This window comes from Candidatus Neomarinimicrobiota bacterium (assembly GCA_016784545.1).
GTDB lineage: Bacteria > Fidelibacterota > UBA8477 > UBA8477 > JABMPR01 > JABMPR01.
Map to the genome: position 1 here is coordinate 21,261 of JADHUM010000021.1, position 17,245 is coordinate 38,505.

The 17,245-nt window shown below is 45.0% G+C and carries 8 protein-coding genes; 3 read left to right on the forward strand and 5 right to left on the reverse strand.

All coding sequences use genetic code 11. The features are described from left to right. Positions 1-2: 2 nt before the first annotated feature. Both ISR87_06365 and ISR87_06370 read right to left on the reverse strand, forming a co-directional pair. On the reverse strand, positions 3-1,481 hold the full coding sequence (locus ISR87_06365) for an ATP-binding protein (protein MBL7025065.1): 1,479 nt from the start codon (positions 1,479-1,481) through the stop codon (positions 3-5). Further along, positions 1,478-2,746 carry an extracellular solute-binding protein gene (locus tag ISR87_06370; protein ID MBL7025066.1) on the reverse strand — a complete coding sequence of 423 codons (1,269 nt, stop codon included), beginning with the start codon at positions 2,744-2,746 and terminating at the stop codon, positions 1,478-1,480. Before ISR87_06370 ends, ISR87_06365 begins: the two co-directional genes overlap by 4 nt. A 469-nt stretch (positions 2,747-3,215) precedes the next feature. On the opposite strand from ISR87_06370, the gene ISR87_06375 reads away from it, so the two are divergent. Next, on the forward strand, positions 3,216-5,063 hold the full coding sequence (locus tag ISR87_06375; protein ID MBL7025067.1) for a glycoside hydrolase family 3 C-terminal domain-containing protein: 1,848 nt from the start codon (positions 3,216-3,218) through the stop codon (positions 5,061-5,063). 41 nt (positions 5,064-5,104) lie between these two features. Further along, complete coding sequence (locus ISR87_06380; GenBank protein ID MBL7025068.1) at positions 5,105-8,659, forward strand: CotH kinase family protein; 3,555 nt, start codon at positions 5,105-5,107, stop codon at positions 8,657-8,659. A 6-nt stretch (positions 8,660-8,665) separates the two neighbouring features. Here ISR87_06380 and ISR87_06385 read toward each other — a convergent pair whose 3' ends face one another. The 3 genes from ISR87_06385 to ISR87_06395 form a co-directional block, all read right to left on the reverse strand. After that, complete coding sequence (locus ISR87_06385) at positions 8,666-10,756, reverse strand: cellulase family glycosylhydrolase (protein ID MBL7025069.1); 2,091 nt, start codon at positions 10,754-10,756, stop codon at positions 8,666-8,668. A 96-nt stretch (positions 10,757-10,852) separates the two neighbouring features. Beyond that, a complete protein-coding gene (locus ISR87_06390; protein MBL7025070.1) occupies positions 10,853-13,195 on the reverse strand; it encodes an anion permease in 2,343 nt (780 codons plus the stop codon). Between the two features lie 196 nt (positions 13,196-13,391). Continuing rightward, positions 13,392-15,578: a CotH kinase family protein gene (locus ISR87_06395; GenBank protein ID MBL7025071.1), complete on the reverse strand. Its 2,187-nt coding sequence runs from the start codon at positions 15,576-15,578 to the stop codon at positions 13,392-13,394. A gap of 201 nt (positions 15,579-15,779) precedes the next feature. Between ISR87_06395 and ISR87_06400 the strand changes: the two genes are divergently transcribed. Next, positions 15,780-17,195 (forward strand): MATE family efflux transporter, encoded by a 1,416-nt coding sequence (locus ISR87_06400; protein MBL7025072.1) that lies wholly within the window; start codon positions 15,780-15,782, stop codon positions 17,193-17,195. Positions 17,196-17,245: the final 50 nt, after the last annotated feature.

A 17,245-nucleotide genomic window follows, 5' to 3' on the forward strand; every position in this document is an offset into this window, starting at 1 on the left:
ATTTATCCTACTGGGGCCTGCAGAGTAAAGCAGGCACCTCCCTCTTCTCTATTGCGCGCATCTATTACCCAATCACATCTACGACTAATTTCCCAGGCCAGATAACAGCCATATCCAGAATTCTGACTCCCATCTTTAGTACTTATTGATTCCTTGAAAATAGCCTTTCGACCTGTTTCGTCAGCTGTTAGCAATTCTGGTGATAAACCTTTCCCATTATCGCATATATCGACAATAAGTTGGTTTAGATGACGGTCGAAACGGGTTTTAATTTCCAGGGTGAGATTATGATCTACATTGTGCTCAATGGCATTCTGGATCAGGGGCTCAATAATCTCCCAAACCACATACTCATTGACGTGCAAGATGGGTATATCATCAGCAAAATCAAGCTCTACGCTGACTGCATTGCTCTCGCTAACCTTATATACCCGCTGAAATATGTTTTCCACAACAAACTGAATAACCTCATTAATATTGGTCTGAAATATTGGATTTCGAATGACATGAAGGGGTGGATCATAGGTTTTCATATCATAAATGACCCGGGACACAAAGTTTGCATATTTGGTGACGCGATTTCGGGTTTCATCCAGGTTTTGATCCCGTAAACTCCTGAGATCTTCTTTGATAAACCCCATCACTTTTTCTGCCTTGTGATGGGTGTGGTAAATACGTTTTGTAAACAGGGATTCTTTCTGGTGTTCCACTTGTTCCCGAAGTTGCTTTGACCGTTGATCAAACAGTTGATGCTGTACTTCATCCCGTTCTTGCGCTGTATAGGAGTATATGAAAAACATAGCCAGGAATCCCACAAGAATGAGACCTGTAAACAAGACGCCACTTTGATTGTAGGCCGATTCGATGAGGGATAGAAATCCTGCTACGTCAGGCGTTACACGCATATAAGCAGCGCCGGCAATCTCCCCCTTGTCATAAAAGGGTACCAGCACATGGAAGGTATTGTTGCCTTCCAGGGAACTGACTATTTGTTCATCAGTCAGCAAAGAGTGGAAATGCTCATGGTAGTACAGAATGGCATTCTCAGCAGCAGGTTGATTCTCAATCATCAGGCTGGAATCTGGATCAAGATAGAGGTCATATATTTCCGCTCCTTCTCTCAGGGCAGCCACCTCCCCACCCTGACTTACCAGGAGATAAACCTCATCAATATTCCTTTGGAGCATCTGCTGACTTAACAGCTTATCAAAAGATTGAATAGTGCTTTGTCTATTTTCTCCATTTATTGAATTACCAGTTCGACCATGCTCGATGAGAAGTTCAAGGGCAGTCGTGGTGAGATCAGCAACTCGTTCTGCCGAATCTCGTCGATAATATTCCATGGCCTGTTGGAAAATCTGATGCGTAGACTGACTGTTGATGAAGGAGAGGGCCGTCTGGAAAACAACAACCACGATAAACAACACGAGGATGTGTTGAATCTCAAAATGATAGCTCTCAAATCTTTGCGGAAGTTTCAAAATGGGCTTCCTCTTTCCAGAACCTCTTCGATTTCCTCTTGTGCTATTGTCAAACCAGCTTCAACACCGATTTCTCCAGACAATATTTGGTGCAGCCTGGTTGAGAGAATATCAGAAATGAGTGTATACTGATCAAGCATAGGTCGATGAAGACCTTTCTGCATCATTTTCTGAATGAGTTGCAATCTTTCCTGGCGAGGTCCCGATTCGAGTCGGCTATAAAACTCCCGCTGTATAGGGAGCAGACCTTCACTTTCATAGAAAATTTCCTGGCCCTCCTTTGATGCCGCAAATTTCATGAATTCGATTGAGGCATCCTTGACAGGTGAATGTTTGGAGAGCATCATATTCCAACCACCAAAGACGGGTGTGGATTTTCCTCCCTGGAAATGAGGGACAGGTGCTATCTCCAGTTTTTTGAATAATTCTGGATCAAAACGTTGATAGCCCTCATTGTTGACTGTAGGCCATCCTCTTACAAAGGGAATGTCATTTGCCAGAGCGAAACGAATACAATCGTCTTCAGTCATTGCCAGGGCTTCATGAGGGGCGAAGTTGGTTCTGAACATCTCTCGCATAAATCGAGTACGCTCAACGACCACAGAATCTCTCAGATCCAGGAGTTTGCCAGTCATTTCATTCTGCAAGGACAATCCCAGAATTTCATTAAAATTGCAGATTAATCCTTCATAGGCTACTGCCTGGGGGACGAACATGGGTTTCCCTGGAAAATATAGAGCCCTCAGTTCCAGCATCTCTTCCCAGGAAATGGAATGCCTGATACGCTCTACGATTTCTGCTCCATCTGGCAGGGCCAGTATCAAATCCTTTCGGTAGTATAAAGCTCCAATATCTGTGTAAAGAGGAATGGCGTATAAAATGTCATTTACATAGCAGGTTTTAAGCGGTTGAGGCACCAGCTTTTTTAGGAGCTGTGGTGCAAAGTATGGGGCAAGTGGTTCGGCCCATTTGGTAAATCGAGGAACCCAGATCAGATCGACTGAAAAGACATCAATCCTACTGCTTCGGCTGCGTAAGTTCCTGGCTATCAGTTCTTTTCTCTGATTGGTGTTAAATTTTGAAAAGGGCAAATCAATTGCGATTACTTCAATCTCGCCTTCGTGCAATTCATTAAACTGTCTAATAATTTCGGCGTGACCGACACCAATGTTATCAGCGAAATAAACTCTCTCAATTCCGTCAGTATTTAAGGGGTTTGTTCCCAGTGGAAATGAAGAAATCAAAAATGATATAAGGAAGATCAAAGCTCCGATGGAAAACAAAAAAGGTAAACTGGTCGATAAGGTCTTTAGCCTTGGCCTTTTTTGGTGATCTTCTTGTTCTTGAAAGTTGTCCATTTTATTGAAATGATAATAATTGGCGTATCAAAACAATACAAGTCCTAAGTATGTCTTATCAGAGAATCTATTGGTTCAACGCACCGTTAAATTAATCTACCAAACATTTTCCCAACCATACATCACGAAAAGCTTGAAACCTGTGTTCAGTCTGTCACACAAGCTTTTGATCTTATCGCCATATTTACAATTACTTAAGCAAGGAAGTATGGATTAGAAAGGGTTTGCCGAATCCTTCCCTTCAATTGAGATCTAAAATCAAAAACTTATTCCAGGGCCAATGATTGAGATATTATTCAATTCATGGCACTCATATTGAACATCCCCAATGGTAATAGTTGGGGGGGTTCCTTTTATCTATTTTCCAGGAGTTTAGATGCAAAATATTTTAGCTTCACATAAATTTCTTTTTACGCTCATGTTAGGGTTGCTCTTAAGCAGCTGCAACACGACTGAACCTGTGGTAAGACAAGAATCAGTCCATGGTAAAAGTGTTGAAACCATTGTTGAAATGATGACGCTCTCTGAAAAAGTTGGGCAAATGACACAGGCGGGCAGGAAATATCTCGTTAAGGAAGAAGATATTAAGGATTACTTTTTGGGATCTCTTCTCAGTGGAGGTGGCTCTGCCCCTGAAAATAATGAGCCAAACTCCTGGGCAGATATGCTTGATGGATATCAGGGATATGCTGCCGAAACCCGTCTGGGAATACCCCTCCTGTATGGGATAGATGCCATTCATGGCCATAATAATGTGGTGGGTGCAACCATCTTCCCCCATAACATTGGCCTGGGGGCTACTGGAAATGCTGTCCTCGTGGAAGAAATTGCCAGAATTACAGCCAGAGAGGTGCGTGCTACGGGAATTAATTGGACCTTTGACCCTTGTGTCGCTAACTCTAGAGATGAACGTTGGGGCCGCGCTTACGAATCATACGGGGAAGATCCTGCTCTCATATCAGCCTTGGGTCGCGCTCAGGTTGAGGGGTATCAAGGAACCTCATTGAATTCCCCTGAAGCCATTGCGGCATGCACAAAACATTATATCGGTGATGGCGCTCCTGCCTGGGGTACCGGTTCTGGCGGCAACATTGACCAGGGGAATGCCCAGATTTCCGAAGCCGAATTGCGGGCACTCCATCTCCCTCCCTATCAGGCGGCAATTCAAGCTGGAACTGCCACCATCATGGCATCCTACAATAGTTGGAATGGCCAAAAGCTCCATGGACACAAATACCTCATGACCGATCTACTCAAAGGTGAATTGGGGTTTGAGGGATTCATCGTTTCTGATTGGGCTGCCATCGATCAACTCCCTGGTAATTATAAAAGTGATATCATCGAGTCAATCAATGCCGGTGTTGATATGGTCATGGTGCCAGGGAATACTGCTGGTAGCGGATCCAGTTACAGAGAATTCATCAAAAAGTTGAAACAAGCTGTGAATGAAGGCTCAATTGAGATGTCACGGATTGATGATGCTGTCACCCGTATCCTGAATGTGAAAAAAAGCATGGGACTGTTGGATGCGCTCTATTCCAATGACCGTAGTTTAATACCGTCAATTGGTTCTCCAGACCACCGGTCCGTCGCACGTCAGGCGGTGCGGGAATCCATGGTATTGCTGAAAAACGAAAATGTTCTCCCCCTTTCCAGGGACTTGTCCACCATCGTTGTGGCCGGGCGAGGTGCAGACAATGTGGGCATGCAGTGTGGTGGATGGAGTATCGCCTGGCAAGGTGGCATGGGTGATATCACACCTGGAACAACGATGTTGGAAGGGATAGAAGCAACCGTATCAGCTGCTACCCAGGTCATTCACTCCCCTGATGGGGTGGCCGCATCCAGTGGTGATGCAGTCATCGTCGTGGTTGGGGAAGCACCTTACGCCGAGGGTCAGGGAGACCGGGATGATCTCTCTTTGTCGAATGAGGATATATCAGTCTTGAATCGAGTGAAGGCCAGTGGCAAACCCATGGTGGTGGTCCTCCTCTCTGGTCGGCCAATGATTGTCACCGATATAGTCGAAAACTCGGACGCTTTTTTGGCTGCCTGGCTCCCCGGCACAGAAGGGAACGGCATTACCGATGTGATTTTTGGGGACTACAATCCCACTGGGAAACTTTCAGTGACCTGGCCCACTGACATGGGTCAAATTCCAATTAACGTTGGTGATAGCAACTACTCCCCGCTCTTTCCAGTTGGATTTGGATTGAGTTATTAAGCATTGCGCTTTTAAAACGAAGGAATTAAGCTGAAGCTGATATGAAACAATTACCAAACATCTTCTCCTCTGCTGTCTATTTCATTGCTGTGGCTTTACCTTCCCTGCTTCTGGGTCAATCCCTGATGCTTAATGAAATCGTTGCTTCCAATCGGGCAAGTCTGAGTGATGAGGATGGCGACACACCTGACTGGATTGAAATTTACAATACGTCCTCATCTACCATTGATCTACAGGGTTTTGGTCTATCTGATGATATCAGCGACCCCTATAAATGGACATTTGAAACTGGGCAAATTGGCAGTGGTGGTCACACCATCATTTTTGCTTCAGACAAAGACAGACAGAGTATGAATATCAATTGGGATCTCATGCTTGACGAAGGTGATCTATGGCGCTACTTCGTGGGAACTTCCAACCCACCTGCTAACTGGAATGCTTTGGATTTCATTGAAAATCAATGGTTGGAAGGTCCCAGTGGATTTGGCTATGGGGACAATGATGACAATACTGTCATTCCAATCACCATGTCAGTATATATGCGCAAAACGTTTACATTAGCAGATACCTCATCGCTGCCAGGAATGCTATTTCATATCGACTATGATGATGGATACATTGCCTATCTAAATGGAATTGAATTCTCACGGGCGAATATGGGCGCACCTGGTACGACCGTAAACAACAACACGCCTGCAGCATCCTATACTGAACCTTCATTACCGGGCGGAATTGACCTCCCCTACACGCTCCTGCACAGAGATTTATTCGTGGATGGTGACAATGTCATCGCAATTGAGGTGCATAACCACTCCACCAGCTCATCTGACATGACAGCCATTCCTTTCCTGAGTATGGGTGAACTGGGTGGCTCTGGCTCTCCTTTACCTGACTATCTGCTTGTTCCAGGACAGAGCCAATTTCACACCAATTTTAAAATTAGCAGTGATGGTGAGCTGGTAATGTTAACCAGTCCTGATGGAGGGAGTCTTGACTCAATTAGAGTTCCCGAGTTACCCTCTGATATAAGTTGGGGTAGAGAGCCTGACGCCAGTGCCAATTTATATTATTTCAATCCTCCAACACCAGGTGAGGCTAATGTGGGAGGATTCGCTACCCTGGCTGAGCCACCTACTCTATCCCCTGAACCAGGATTTTACAATGGCGGCATCGCCTTAAGTATGGGTACCGTCCCTCCAGGCCGGATATATAAATATACCACTGATGGCACAACACCGAACCTGGGTTCCGCTACCTATTATGCACCCCTGCCCATTACCCAGACCACTGTAATTCGAGTCTTGAGCTGCGCCTTTGACGGCACAAATCCCACCCAATCATCCTACAGCTATTTTATTAATGAAGACCCCTATCTTCCAGTAGTGTCACTCATTTTTGATCCAGGGGCTTTCTTTGATAATGATACAGGCATGTATGTCATGGGATCAAATGCATCTCAATCATTTCCTCACTTTGGTGCAAATTTCTGGGAAGATTGGGAACGGCAGGTCCATCTGGAATATTTTGAGGATGGAGATGATTTGAGTTATGCTGCTTCAGCTGGCGCAAAGATTTTTGGAGGCTGGAGTCGTGGGAATCCACAGCGCTCAATCTCGCTTTTCGCCCGGGGACGCTTTGGAACCAGTAAATTTGATTACCCCTTCTTTCCCGAGTTGGACATCGACGACTTCGAGGCAATCGTACTCAGGAATTCAGGCAATGACTGGAATGCTTCAGGCTATCGGGATGGCTTTATGACCGGCCTGGTATCTGAGAGGGATATTGACAAACAAGCTTTTCAGCCCGTTGAAGTCTATTTTAATGGGGACTATTGGGGTATCTACAATTTGCGTGAGAAGGTCAATGAGCATTTTGTAGCAAGTCATCACGATCTTGACACCGACGATATTGATTTATTGGGAATGGACGGCAATGAGGTGATTCATGGTGAAAACGGACATTATATTGATCTCATTGATTATGTGAATACCCATGCCCTTATCTCTGACCTTAATTTTGAGTATATCGAAGAACGCGTAGATATCGATAATTTTATTGATTACCAATTGGCTCAAATCTACTTCGACAACCAGGACTGGCCTGGCAATAATATAAAATTCTGGAACTCCAGACAACCTGGCAGCAAGTGGCGATGGATTTTATATGATACTGATTTTGGTTTTAGCATATGGAGCACCAATAACTACATAAGAAATACCCTGGAATTCGCCACCGATCCAAATGGACCGGGTTGGCCAAACCCGCCCTGGTCCACCCTACTCTTGCGGAAATTTTTGACCAATCCTGGCTTTAAACAAGATTTCATTCTGACAGCCTGCGACCTGTTGAATCAGCCGTTTAAATATGACAAAGTTGAGGCAGCCCTCAATGTACATCAACAATGGCTTTTGCTCTCACTACCAGATCATATAGCACGCTGGAATCACATCAACATTACCAACTGGTATAATGAGGGGATCATCATGGATAATTTTGCCTTGAATCGCCCCCATTACATGCGCAATCATTTCAGGAACAAGTTTAATCTGGGTGCTGATAGTGATCTTCAAGTCAATGTTGAACCTGCAGATGCTGGCCTGGTGCGAGTACATTCCATTATCCCGGAAAACTATCCATGGGTTGGTACTTATTTTTCGACTGTCCCCCTTGATGTGCGCGCCGTAGCTCTACCCGGTTATCAATTTTCACACTGGGAAGGCATATCAGGGGAAAATGTAGACCTGACCATAAGTATGCTGTCTGATGTCGATCTAACCGCTGTTTTTGTCCCCGTATCTCCTGAGGATGGGGCTGTGGTTATCAACGAGATCAACTACAATTCTGCCAATGAATATGACTCAAAGGACTGGATCGAGTTATATAATGGAACGCCTGCCAGTATCGATCTGGAGGGGTGGACAGTAGGTGATGGTTCTGATGATAATCAATTTGTGCTGCCTGATATAGTAATTCCAGCTGAGGCCTATCTCATTGTGTGTAGTGACTCCCTAGCGTTTCGAAATATCCATGGAGATTATCCCTGCATTATTGGCGACCTGGATTTCAATTTCAGCAATGGTGGAGAACTCATTCGACTTTTCAATTCTGATGAAATCCTCATGGATAGTGTTCGCTATGATGATGAAGACCCGTGGCCTGCTGAACCAGACGGTGATGGGCCAACCTTGGAGCTAATGCATCCCAGTCTGGACAATGCAATAAGCTCAAGCTGGGCAGTATCTGATAATCTGGGGACACCTGGTGCACAGAATAGCCGCTTCGCCAATCCCTCTGCCATCGTTGAACATAACCGACCTGCAGATTTTCGTTTGGGAATGGCCTTCCCCAATCCTTTTAATGCCAGAGTTAGCATTCCATACATCGTTCCGGAGACAGAATCATTTCAGATTGTTATATTTGATATCAGGGGTCGTATGGTTCATTCTGAAACCATCAATTCATCGAGTAGCGGCAGAGGTTTATATCAGTGGGATGGTACCAATGAATCTGGAAAAGACTGCAGTTCTGGAATGTATGTGGTTCGTTTAAGTCAAAACGAACTCACCACTTCCAGGAAAATTGCTCTCCTCCGATAGGAATAGCTACTCAACCAATTTAACAGTTCCAAAATTTGCCGGGGATTGATAGGCATTGTCCCGAGTGGCATACCAGGAAATTTTACCGTTTCTGGTATTACTATCATTATCATTTATATGAACATCAAGACCTAAAAAGTGGTCTGCAATTGCCATCCCATTGAGACTATCCCAGGGAATGGCAAGCTCTAGCATATATCCATCTTCATGGCGGACCTGCTCAAAGGTCGCCCCCTCAAAATAAGCACCAATATCTGCATACAAATTTTCACCATCCAAAACAAATCGCAGTTGGAATTCATCTTCTCCAAAGAATTTTGCTTTGCTATTATCCGCGTCCAGATAAATCTCGATGCCATCGTTTAAATGGTCTACTGAAGAGTTTGTGCTAAGACTATCGTCACGAACATCTATATAGAAATACAAGTTTTGCCAGTCCCAGAGAATGCTAAACCAGGAGCTGAGATCCTCCCCACCCTGGATGGACCCTGTGATGATATTTTCCAAAGTGAGTCGCTGTACTCCAGTCCAGGTTTCATCTAACAATCCATCTATTTCTGGGGGGATCTCTGTTCGCTTTACTTGAACCCCTTCAAATTTTTGCCACGAAATTTCACACGGAGACGTTTGAGTACTCCCCTTTTGATTCCACACCTTAACATGGAATTTGCCAGATTGCTGGGCCATGGGAAGCTCATGGAGCAACAGCTCATATCCTGTAACATGGGAAATGACCTGATTATTGCGATACCATTGATACTCCAGTGGATAACCAGTTGCTTTGACCCGTAAACCCCCTGGATAACCCTCCATTATTTCCATATTTGCAGGTGCTTGAATAATCTTTGGTTTCTTTATTTCCATAGTCCGAGTGTATGCTGTGGGATCAAGAGGATGCAACGACTCAACCATTCCCGGGAAAAAGTCACAATTGATGGAATTGGTGAGGAGAGCCTGTTTAAATAACCAGCGCTTCGCCTGCCATTTGCCAGGCCGGGGACCTGCCCCATTCCAATAGGCAAGAATCTTTTCAAACCCTGGCGTCTTTCCAATGCTCCAAGGTTGTCTATTCAGCTCAAATTTTTTATGGGTCCACCAGTTCCAGCCCACATTGGCTTCTGCAAGAAATTGAGTGGAACGTCTATATAATTCCCAGGGAGGATCCTGCTCACCGGTCTCACCATGCCAGAGGGGCATATCATATTTTTTACGCAAATCATCCCAGCGTTGGAGACCTCTCTGGGTGTTTGTAGGTGGGTAGGAGTGGAAGGCCATGACGAGATGTGGATCCCAATCCATGGGTTCAAGGACAGAAAAATCCTGAGCCCAGTCATCACCTTCAATAAAAATGATGCCCTTGCTATCTGTTTCACGAATGACTCGTGTGATAAGAACATACAATTCCCTTAGTAATCCAGGATCCACCCCATCATATCTTGCCAGAAGTGGTTCATTCAAGAGATCGTAACCAACAATGCAGGACTTTTCTGCGTATCGTCTGGTGATGATGTCCCAGAGATCAATAGTCTGAGGCCAATAGATGGACTTTTCTGTCCAGAGGCGGGCTGTACCATCACTATCTGAGATATTCTCGGCATTCTGGCCACCAGGAGCTCCGTGAAGGTCCCAGATAACACCCATGCCTGCTGTTTCACACCATTCCACGAAAGCATCAAGATATTGAAACTTACTCTCATCGTAAACATAGGGTGCTTGAGATGGTTGTTTATCTCGGGGTTGAAGCATGGAAGCCAGCAAAGGTACTCGAAGGGTGTTCACTCCAAATGATTTCATGGTCTCCACATCTTCGCGAGTCACAAAATTCGTATAATATACGTCCCAGAACTTCCGGGCATTTTTTGAACCAATGAGGTCTTCAATTGCTGCTTCGAAATGTCTGGGTCGGTCGAGTTTTCTAATGCCCCACATGTATCCCTCAGGGAGCAACCACCCCCCCAGACCAATACCGCGAAGTTGAACGATCTCCCCAGTCTTGATATCGATGATATTCTGCCCATCCGTTGTATAATAAGCTTGAAGATTTGATCCTAGTACCAGCATGAGGCAGATTGACAGGAAGCACGTGGTTGTTTTCATTTTAATCCTCGGTAAGAATGACTTAGAATATCAATTGCCTCAGGTCTGCCGGATTCTGTTATATAGGCGGGTCTGAGCAGATACAATGTTTTGTTATCAAATATAAAGTGGCCAGAATAATGGCAATATAAATACTGCGACTAATCCAAAAAGAATAACCAGGGGCAAACCAACACGGGTGTAATCGGTGAATCGATACCCACCAATACCCATGACCAGGAGATTAACTGGATGGCCAACAGGACTTAAGAAACTGGCTGAACTACCGAGAGCTACAACCATGGCCAGGGCATAGGGTGAAAGCCCCAGATTTGTAGCCGTAGCAATAGCCATGGGAGCCATGAGGACAGCCACGGCCGCTGTGGGCATGACCTGTGCAAACAGACAAGTAATGATGTATAATCCAGCAATAATCCCCTGAGGTCCTAGAAAAGCCAGTGAACCCAGCAGGTTATCTGCAAGCAGAGTGGTCACTCCTGTTTCATGCATTGCAACTCCCAGACTCAACATCCCTGCTATGAGCATGATTGCCCGCCATTCAATGGCTTTATAGGCTTCATCCATGGTTAGACATTTTGTTAATACCATGAGGACAGCTCCAGCCAGGGCTGCGATAAAAATAGGTAGCCATCCTATGGCTACGGCAACAAGGACACCAATTTCAATTCCTGCCGCAATCATGACTTTGTCTTTTTTATATATCGGCTGATCCAGACCACTGATGATGAGGTAATCAGCCTCCTGCTGCAGCATGCCCAGGTTTTGCCGCAATCCGTAAACCATGAGTGCATCCCCGGGTTCAAGTACAAAATCACGGAGGTTCGTCCGGTAGGCCCTGTCTCTACGCCAGATCGCCAACACAGTAAGCCCAAATTTTTCACGGAAGTACAATTCACCAATGGATTTGCCTGCTGCTGAATTGCGAGGAGAAAGGGTGATCTCAGCCACGCCGACTTCGTCAGATTCCAGACGCTCCAGATCATTCTTGGATTGTTCCTCCATCTCCAGATTCTGCAAGCTGTGAAGAATTTCTAATATTTCGGGCTCGCCTATGACGATGAGTATATCATTTGCTTCAAGCTCAGAATCAGGAGGAGGCATAAAGATGACCTCATCCCCTCTTCGAATTCCCAAAACGTTGATTCCCAGGGTGCTTTTTAAATGACTGCGGGCTATACTTCGAGTTGCCAGCGATGATCCTTCAGGGATGTGAATCCCGATGAGATGCCGATGCAATTTATATTGCAGGGCAACCTTGCGTGGTGATACGTAGCTGAACCCACTTACCTGATTGCTATCTGCCATGGCATCTAGTTTGTCTGTCTGACCAATTGATATGAGCAGATCATCGGCGTTAAATCGATAATTTCTCAAACGCGAAACCCGTACCTTGTCTTTCTGGATCACTGCGATAATGTTTATTTCAAAGGAATTACGGGTCCCTGCTTCCTTAAAGGTTTTTCCAATAAATTGAGAATCGGGAGCAATCTTAAATTCGGCAAATCGGATGGCTTCATCCAGCTCATGTTCACCAATCAGCCAACCACGTTTCAGAGTCAGCGTTTTCCAGTCTCGGAGTATACCAACCTGATCCCTTCTGCCGCCTACCAACAATTTATCTTCGGCACGTAACTGAGTATCTGGCCCGGGAGCCAAGAGGGTTTTCTCTCCCCTGAGAATGGCCAGGACATTGAAACCCAGTGCTGATCCCAGTCGACTCTCAGAGAGATTTTTGTCCTTCAACGCAGAATTTTGGGGAATGCTCATGGTCAAGAGGCGTTCAGTGAGCTCATATTGACCATTTAAAGTATCAGCGATGGACGTTGATCGACCCAGGTCTCTGTTTGGGAGGAGGTGTCTTCCAAATACAACGAGATAGGTGATGCCAATGAGCATGGCGATCACACCGATGGGTGTAAAATCAAACAATTCAAATGCTTCTAGCCCCTCCATTTCCAATGCATTGCTGATAAGAATATTGGGAGCCGTAGCAATAAGTGTGGTCAATCCACCAAACAGAGATGCAAAAGCCAGGGGAATCAACAATTTTGAAGGGGAGCGACCAGTCCGATGGGCAATCTCCATGACCACAGGCAGCATGAGAGCGGCCACGCCAATGTTATTCATTACTCCCGATAGCGCGCCAACCGTCACCATCATGATAACCAATAATTTGATTTCACTGTTTCCAGAGAGTTTGAGTATTTGACCCCCCAGGATTTGAGCTACACCGGTTCTGACCAGACCAGCGCTTAACACCAGAACAGAGGCAATGGTGATGATGGCAGTATTGCTAAATCCTGCAATGGCCTGGGAATGTGTGATCAATCCAAAAATGGAGCAAATGAGTAGTACCGATAGGGCTACCAGATCCACTCGAAGCCATTCAGTAACAAACAGCAACACTGCTCCCCCAAGGACTACGAGTACAAATATCATGGAAAAAGTCATCTATTACCTGTCAGTTTAAATTTTTAACCTTGATCTGATACGCTCAGTGAATATTTGAAAGGTAAGGGGAAAACGTCAGCCTTGCAAGAAAACAAGGTCCCACCCCTGGCAACAATAGTAGTGCAATTTCAACGGATAAATTCGTGAATTAAAAAAAGAATTGATTTTCAAGCGTGTTATATATCTATCGAAGAAGGGTGACCTTATATACGTTTGATACATATGTATCCTGATGGACAAGAAAATAGACCCCGCTTGGTAGATCAGTCGAGGCATTTGATTTCCCATCCCATTGCAGACTCAATAGCCCACTTTCATCGGCCACGCCTGAAATTTCACGGACTACACGCCCTCGAATATCCAATATCTCCATCCTTGTGAAACCAGATTGAGAAATATGCATTTGAATGGTTTGTTTGGGATTAAAGGGATTGGGATAGGCAGAGAGCACTCTGTGATTATCCGGCGCTTCTATCCCCAATTCCTGGGTTTGAGAATCCATCCATATCAATCGGCTCATGATCCAGTCTCGGAGATAATTCAACTCATGAGCATAGCTTTCCCCAATGTAATCATTTGGCCAGACCCATTCGCCGATCACCGGCCAAAGGTCAAAATTTCTATCTATTGCTGGACCAAGATGACCTACCAGAGAATCCACCGTATCCATCACATGGTCATTGGATAAAACATCACCCCTTAACTCCTGCCATCTTGCATTAAAAGCGAACCTGAAGGTGTCATCATCCCAGATGAGGTACCACCAGAAGGGAATTCTCCAGGGGTCATCTCCAAAATTGGTCTCCATATACCAGCCCACCGTATTGGATCCATCGTAATAGTTGGCATTTCCGAAGGCCAGGTTGAAATCCCAAACAGGACCAGTATGGAATCTTGGATCATTGCTGTCTTTGTCTTTGTAAATAAATGAGCTCAGTCGATAGCCATCGACATTTTTAGCAAACTCCTGCATAATGGCGTAATCAATAAACTGCTCCCAGTCAATTTTATTATAGTAACCATCCTGGGGATCCAGATAAGTGCCATCCTCAAACATCTGCTCAAATTCATCAATATAATTCTGGATGTAGCTCTCTTGCTCTGGAGCAATATCATCAGCTGCTGGATAATGATATTGATAGTAGACTCCCCCATATTCAGGCAATGAAGGTTCAGAGAACCATCTATCAGTATTTTCTCCTGCCCATTTATCAACTTTAATGATGTAGCCTCCCGTCAGATCATCACCTTCAATCTCATCTGGGTTGAGCTTGGCAATGTCTATACGGTTATTGTCCCTTTTAATTTTCTCCATCAGGATATAGACGCCCTGATATTCATCATTGATGAAGAGTTCAAAAGCCTTGGTTCGACTGGCATAATTTCCAGTTTGTCGTGCCAGCGTATACACGAGGTCATTGCGAATAAGGGTTTTGTCAGAGTAAGGTGCATGAAGAATCCAGTCATTCTCCGAGGGGAAACCCATTAGTTCCACATTCAGGTTTTCGCCTGCTTCATCCCTGGTTTCTACGGCATATTGCTTTTTGGGGTACATTTGTGATGAGGCACCGCGAATTTCAATACCAATATGACCATTGTACCCTGTCGAGGGATCGGTGATGTTATTTTCCATTCCAGGTCCATTGTCAATGACGCGCATCATGGAATGAATTTTAGGTTCGTCGGGAATTGTCTGCCCCTCCGTATCTATAAGCACAAGTGGAAGTAATGATGTGAAAGGCTGGGGTGAGAAAAACCATTCTGGGACCTCGCCAAACATGGTAGATGCATCCATAATGTTAAATGATAACCAGAATCGCCCAGTTAGATCTGAGGAGCTTGCCGAAATATTCTGGACCTGAACGGCAAGGACATTCTCACCAGCATGAATTAATGTGGGAAGTAAATCACCACCGATTTGCTTCATGCCAGGCAGTTGATCACGATACATATTAGCCTCATGGCCCAAATTCATACCCTCATCAAAGGCGACAAATGATCCTGGGGTTCCCATATTCGGGCTTCGGAAAAGCTCCTGCCCATTCAAATAGGCAATAAAACCGTCATCATAATCATAGTGAAGCAATCCTGCTGTGATCTGGTCCAGGGAAGGGATGCTAAAGGTTGTGCGGATATAGACAGCTGATACTCCAGAGATGATGGTTCCATCATCATTATCGCCAAAGCCAATTCCTCCTGTACCCTGTAACCAGGCAGTATCATCAAAATCGGGGTTCATCCAGTCCGCAGGCGGTTCAGCTACTGCAGGATAATAGCTCCATATATCATTGTCATAGACTGCAGTTTCCCAATGTTCCTGCGACCATCCAAGTGTCAGTAGCGTGAGCAAGAGTGTTATTAATTTATTCACTAGTTTTCCTGATATTCATATTCATCATCTGCGCCAAGATAACATTCCATCAAGCTTTTTGTATCTAAGAAATGGAAACGAATTACTAACCATTTTCATGCAACATAAAGTCAAATGTTTATTAGTATGCGGTGAATCAGATATTGGTTTCAGAGTGAAAGGTATGTGTGCTCCCAGGGGTGGTAAAGGAAGTTTAGTTAAATGCTTAGTAACATAAAGACCAGGTGGAGTTCAGAGTTTGGCTATCGCCATATCCTGGTAGTAGCCTTCCCGCTCATATTGAGCACTGGATCCTGGTCCATACAACAATTTGTTGATCGCATGTTTCTCAGCTGGCACTCTGAGGAAGCCCTGGCTGCAGCCATGCCGGCAGGGATCCTCAACTTTACCTTTATCTGCCTTTTTATCGGTACGGTGAGCTATGCAGGAACTTTTGTATCTCAATATGTGGGTGCCAAGGAGGATCATAAGGTTGGCATCGTCCTGTGGCATAGTTTCTATCTTTCTCTTTTTGGAGCAATTATTCTGCTCCTCATATCACCTTTTTCAGACTCATTGTTCAGGCTGGTGGGGCATAGTGAGAAATTGCAGCTCATGGAGAGTACTTATTTCCGGATTCTCTGTTTTGGGGGTTTGGGTCCGATCTTATCCTCGGCATTTGCAGGGTTTTTTACTGGTCAGGGTCGCAACTGGCCCGTCATGTGGGTCAACGTATTGACAACCGCAATCAATTTGGTTTTAGACTACCTGTTAATTTTCGGTGTTGGGATTTTTCCTGAAATGGGGATAGCCGGGGCTGCCATCGCCACCATTATTGCCGGTTTTTGCTCAATAGCAATGTACCTCGTGTTAATTTTCAGACCTCAAAACCAGCTCAGATTCAAGGTCTGGGAATCGCGGTCATGGGATGTTTCATTTGTGAAGCGCTTTCTCAAGTACGGTTTACCCAGTGGAGGTCATTTCTTTCTGGAAATCATGGGTTTTACCGCCTTCATCCTCATTCTGGGACGCATAGGTCAGATGGAGCTGGCTGCCACAAATATTGCCATCAATATTAATAGTCTGGCCTTTATGCCAATGTTTGGACTGGGAATCGCTGTATCAATGATGGTTGGTCAGAATATTGGAGCCGGTAATCCAGAGACAGCCAAATATGCAGCGAACTCAGCTGTTCAACTGGGTATGGTATATATGCTTGTATGCACCTTCTTTTACGTCGTCATTCCACAGGTCTTTATTGCTCCCTTTGCCGCCTCTCTGGAGACTTTCAATGTTGCCATCATCTTGCTGCGCTTTGTAGCGGTTTATGCAGTATTTGATACCTTGAGCATATTGTACTCATCAGCTATTAAAGGCGCCGGTGATACCCACTTTGTCATGCGAGTGACCACTGTTCTTTCCATCTTCGTGCTTATTATCCCCACCTTTATCGCTGTAGAGTATTTTGACTCTGACCTCTATCTGCCCTGGACCTTCTGTGCCCTTTTCATCGTGGCCATGGGACTTACATTTCTTGGTAGATTCTATGGTGGAAAATGGAAAAATATGAGTGTCATTGAGACATCAAGTTTTCTGCCTTCCCAACATCCTGCAACCCCCATCGCCCCAGAAATGTGATTTCCGGAACCACTAGATCGTAACATTAAAGATTTATAGGTAACATTTAC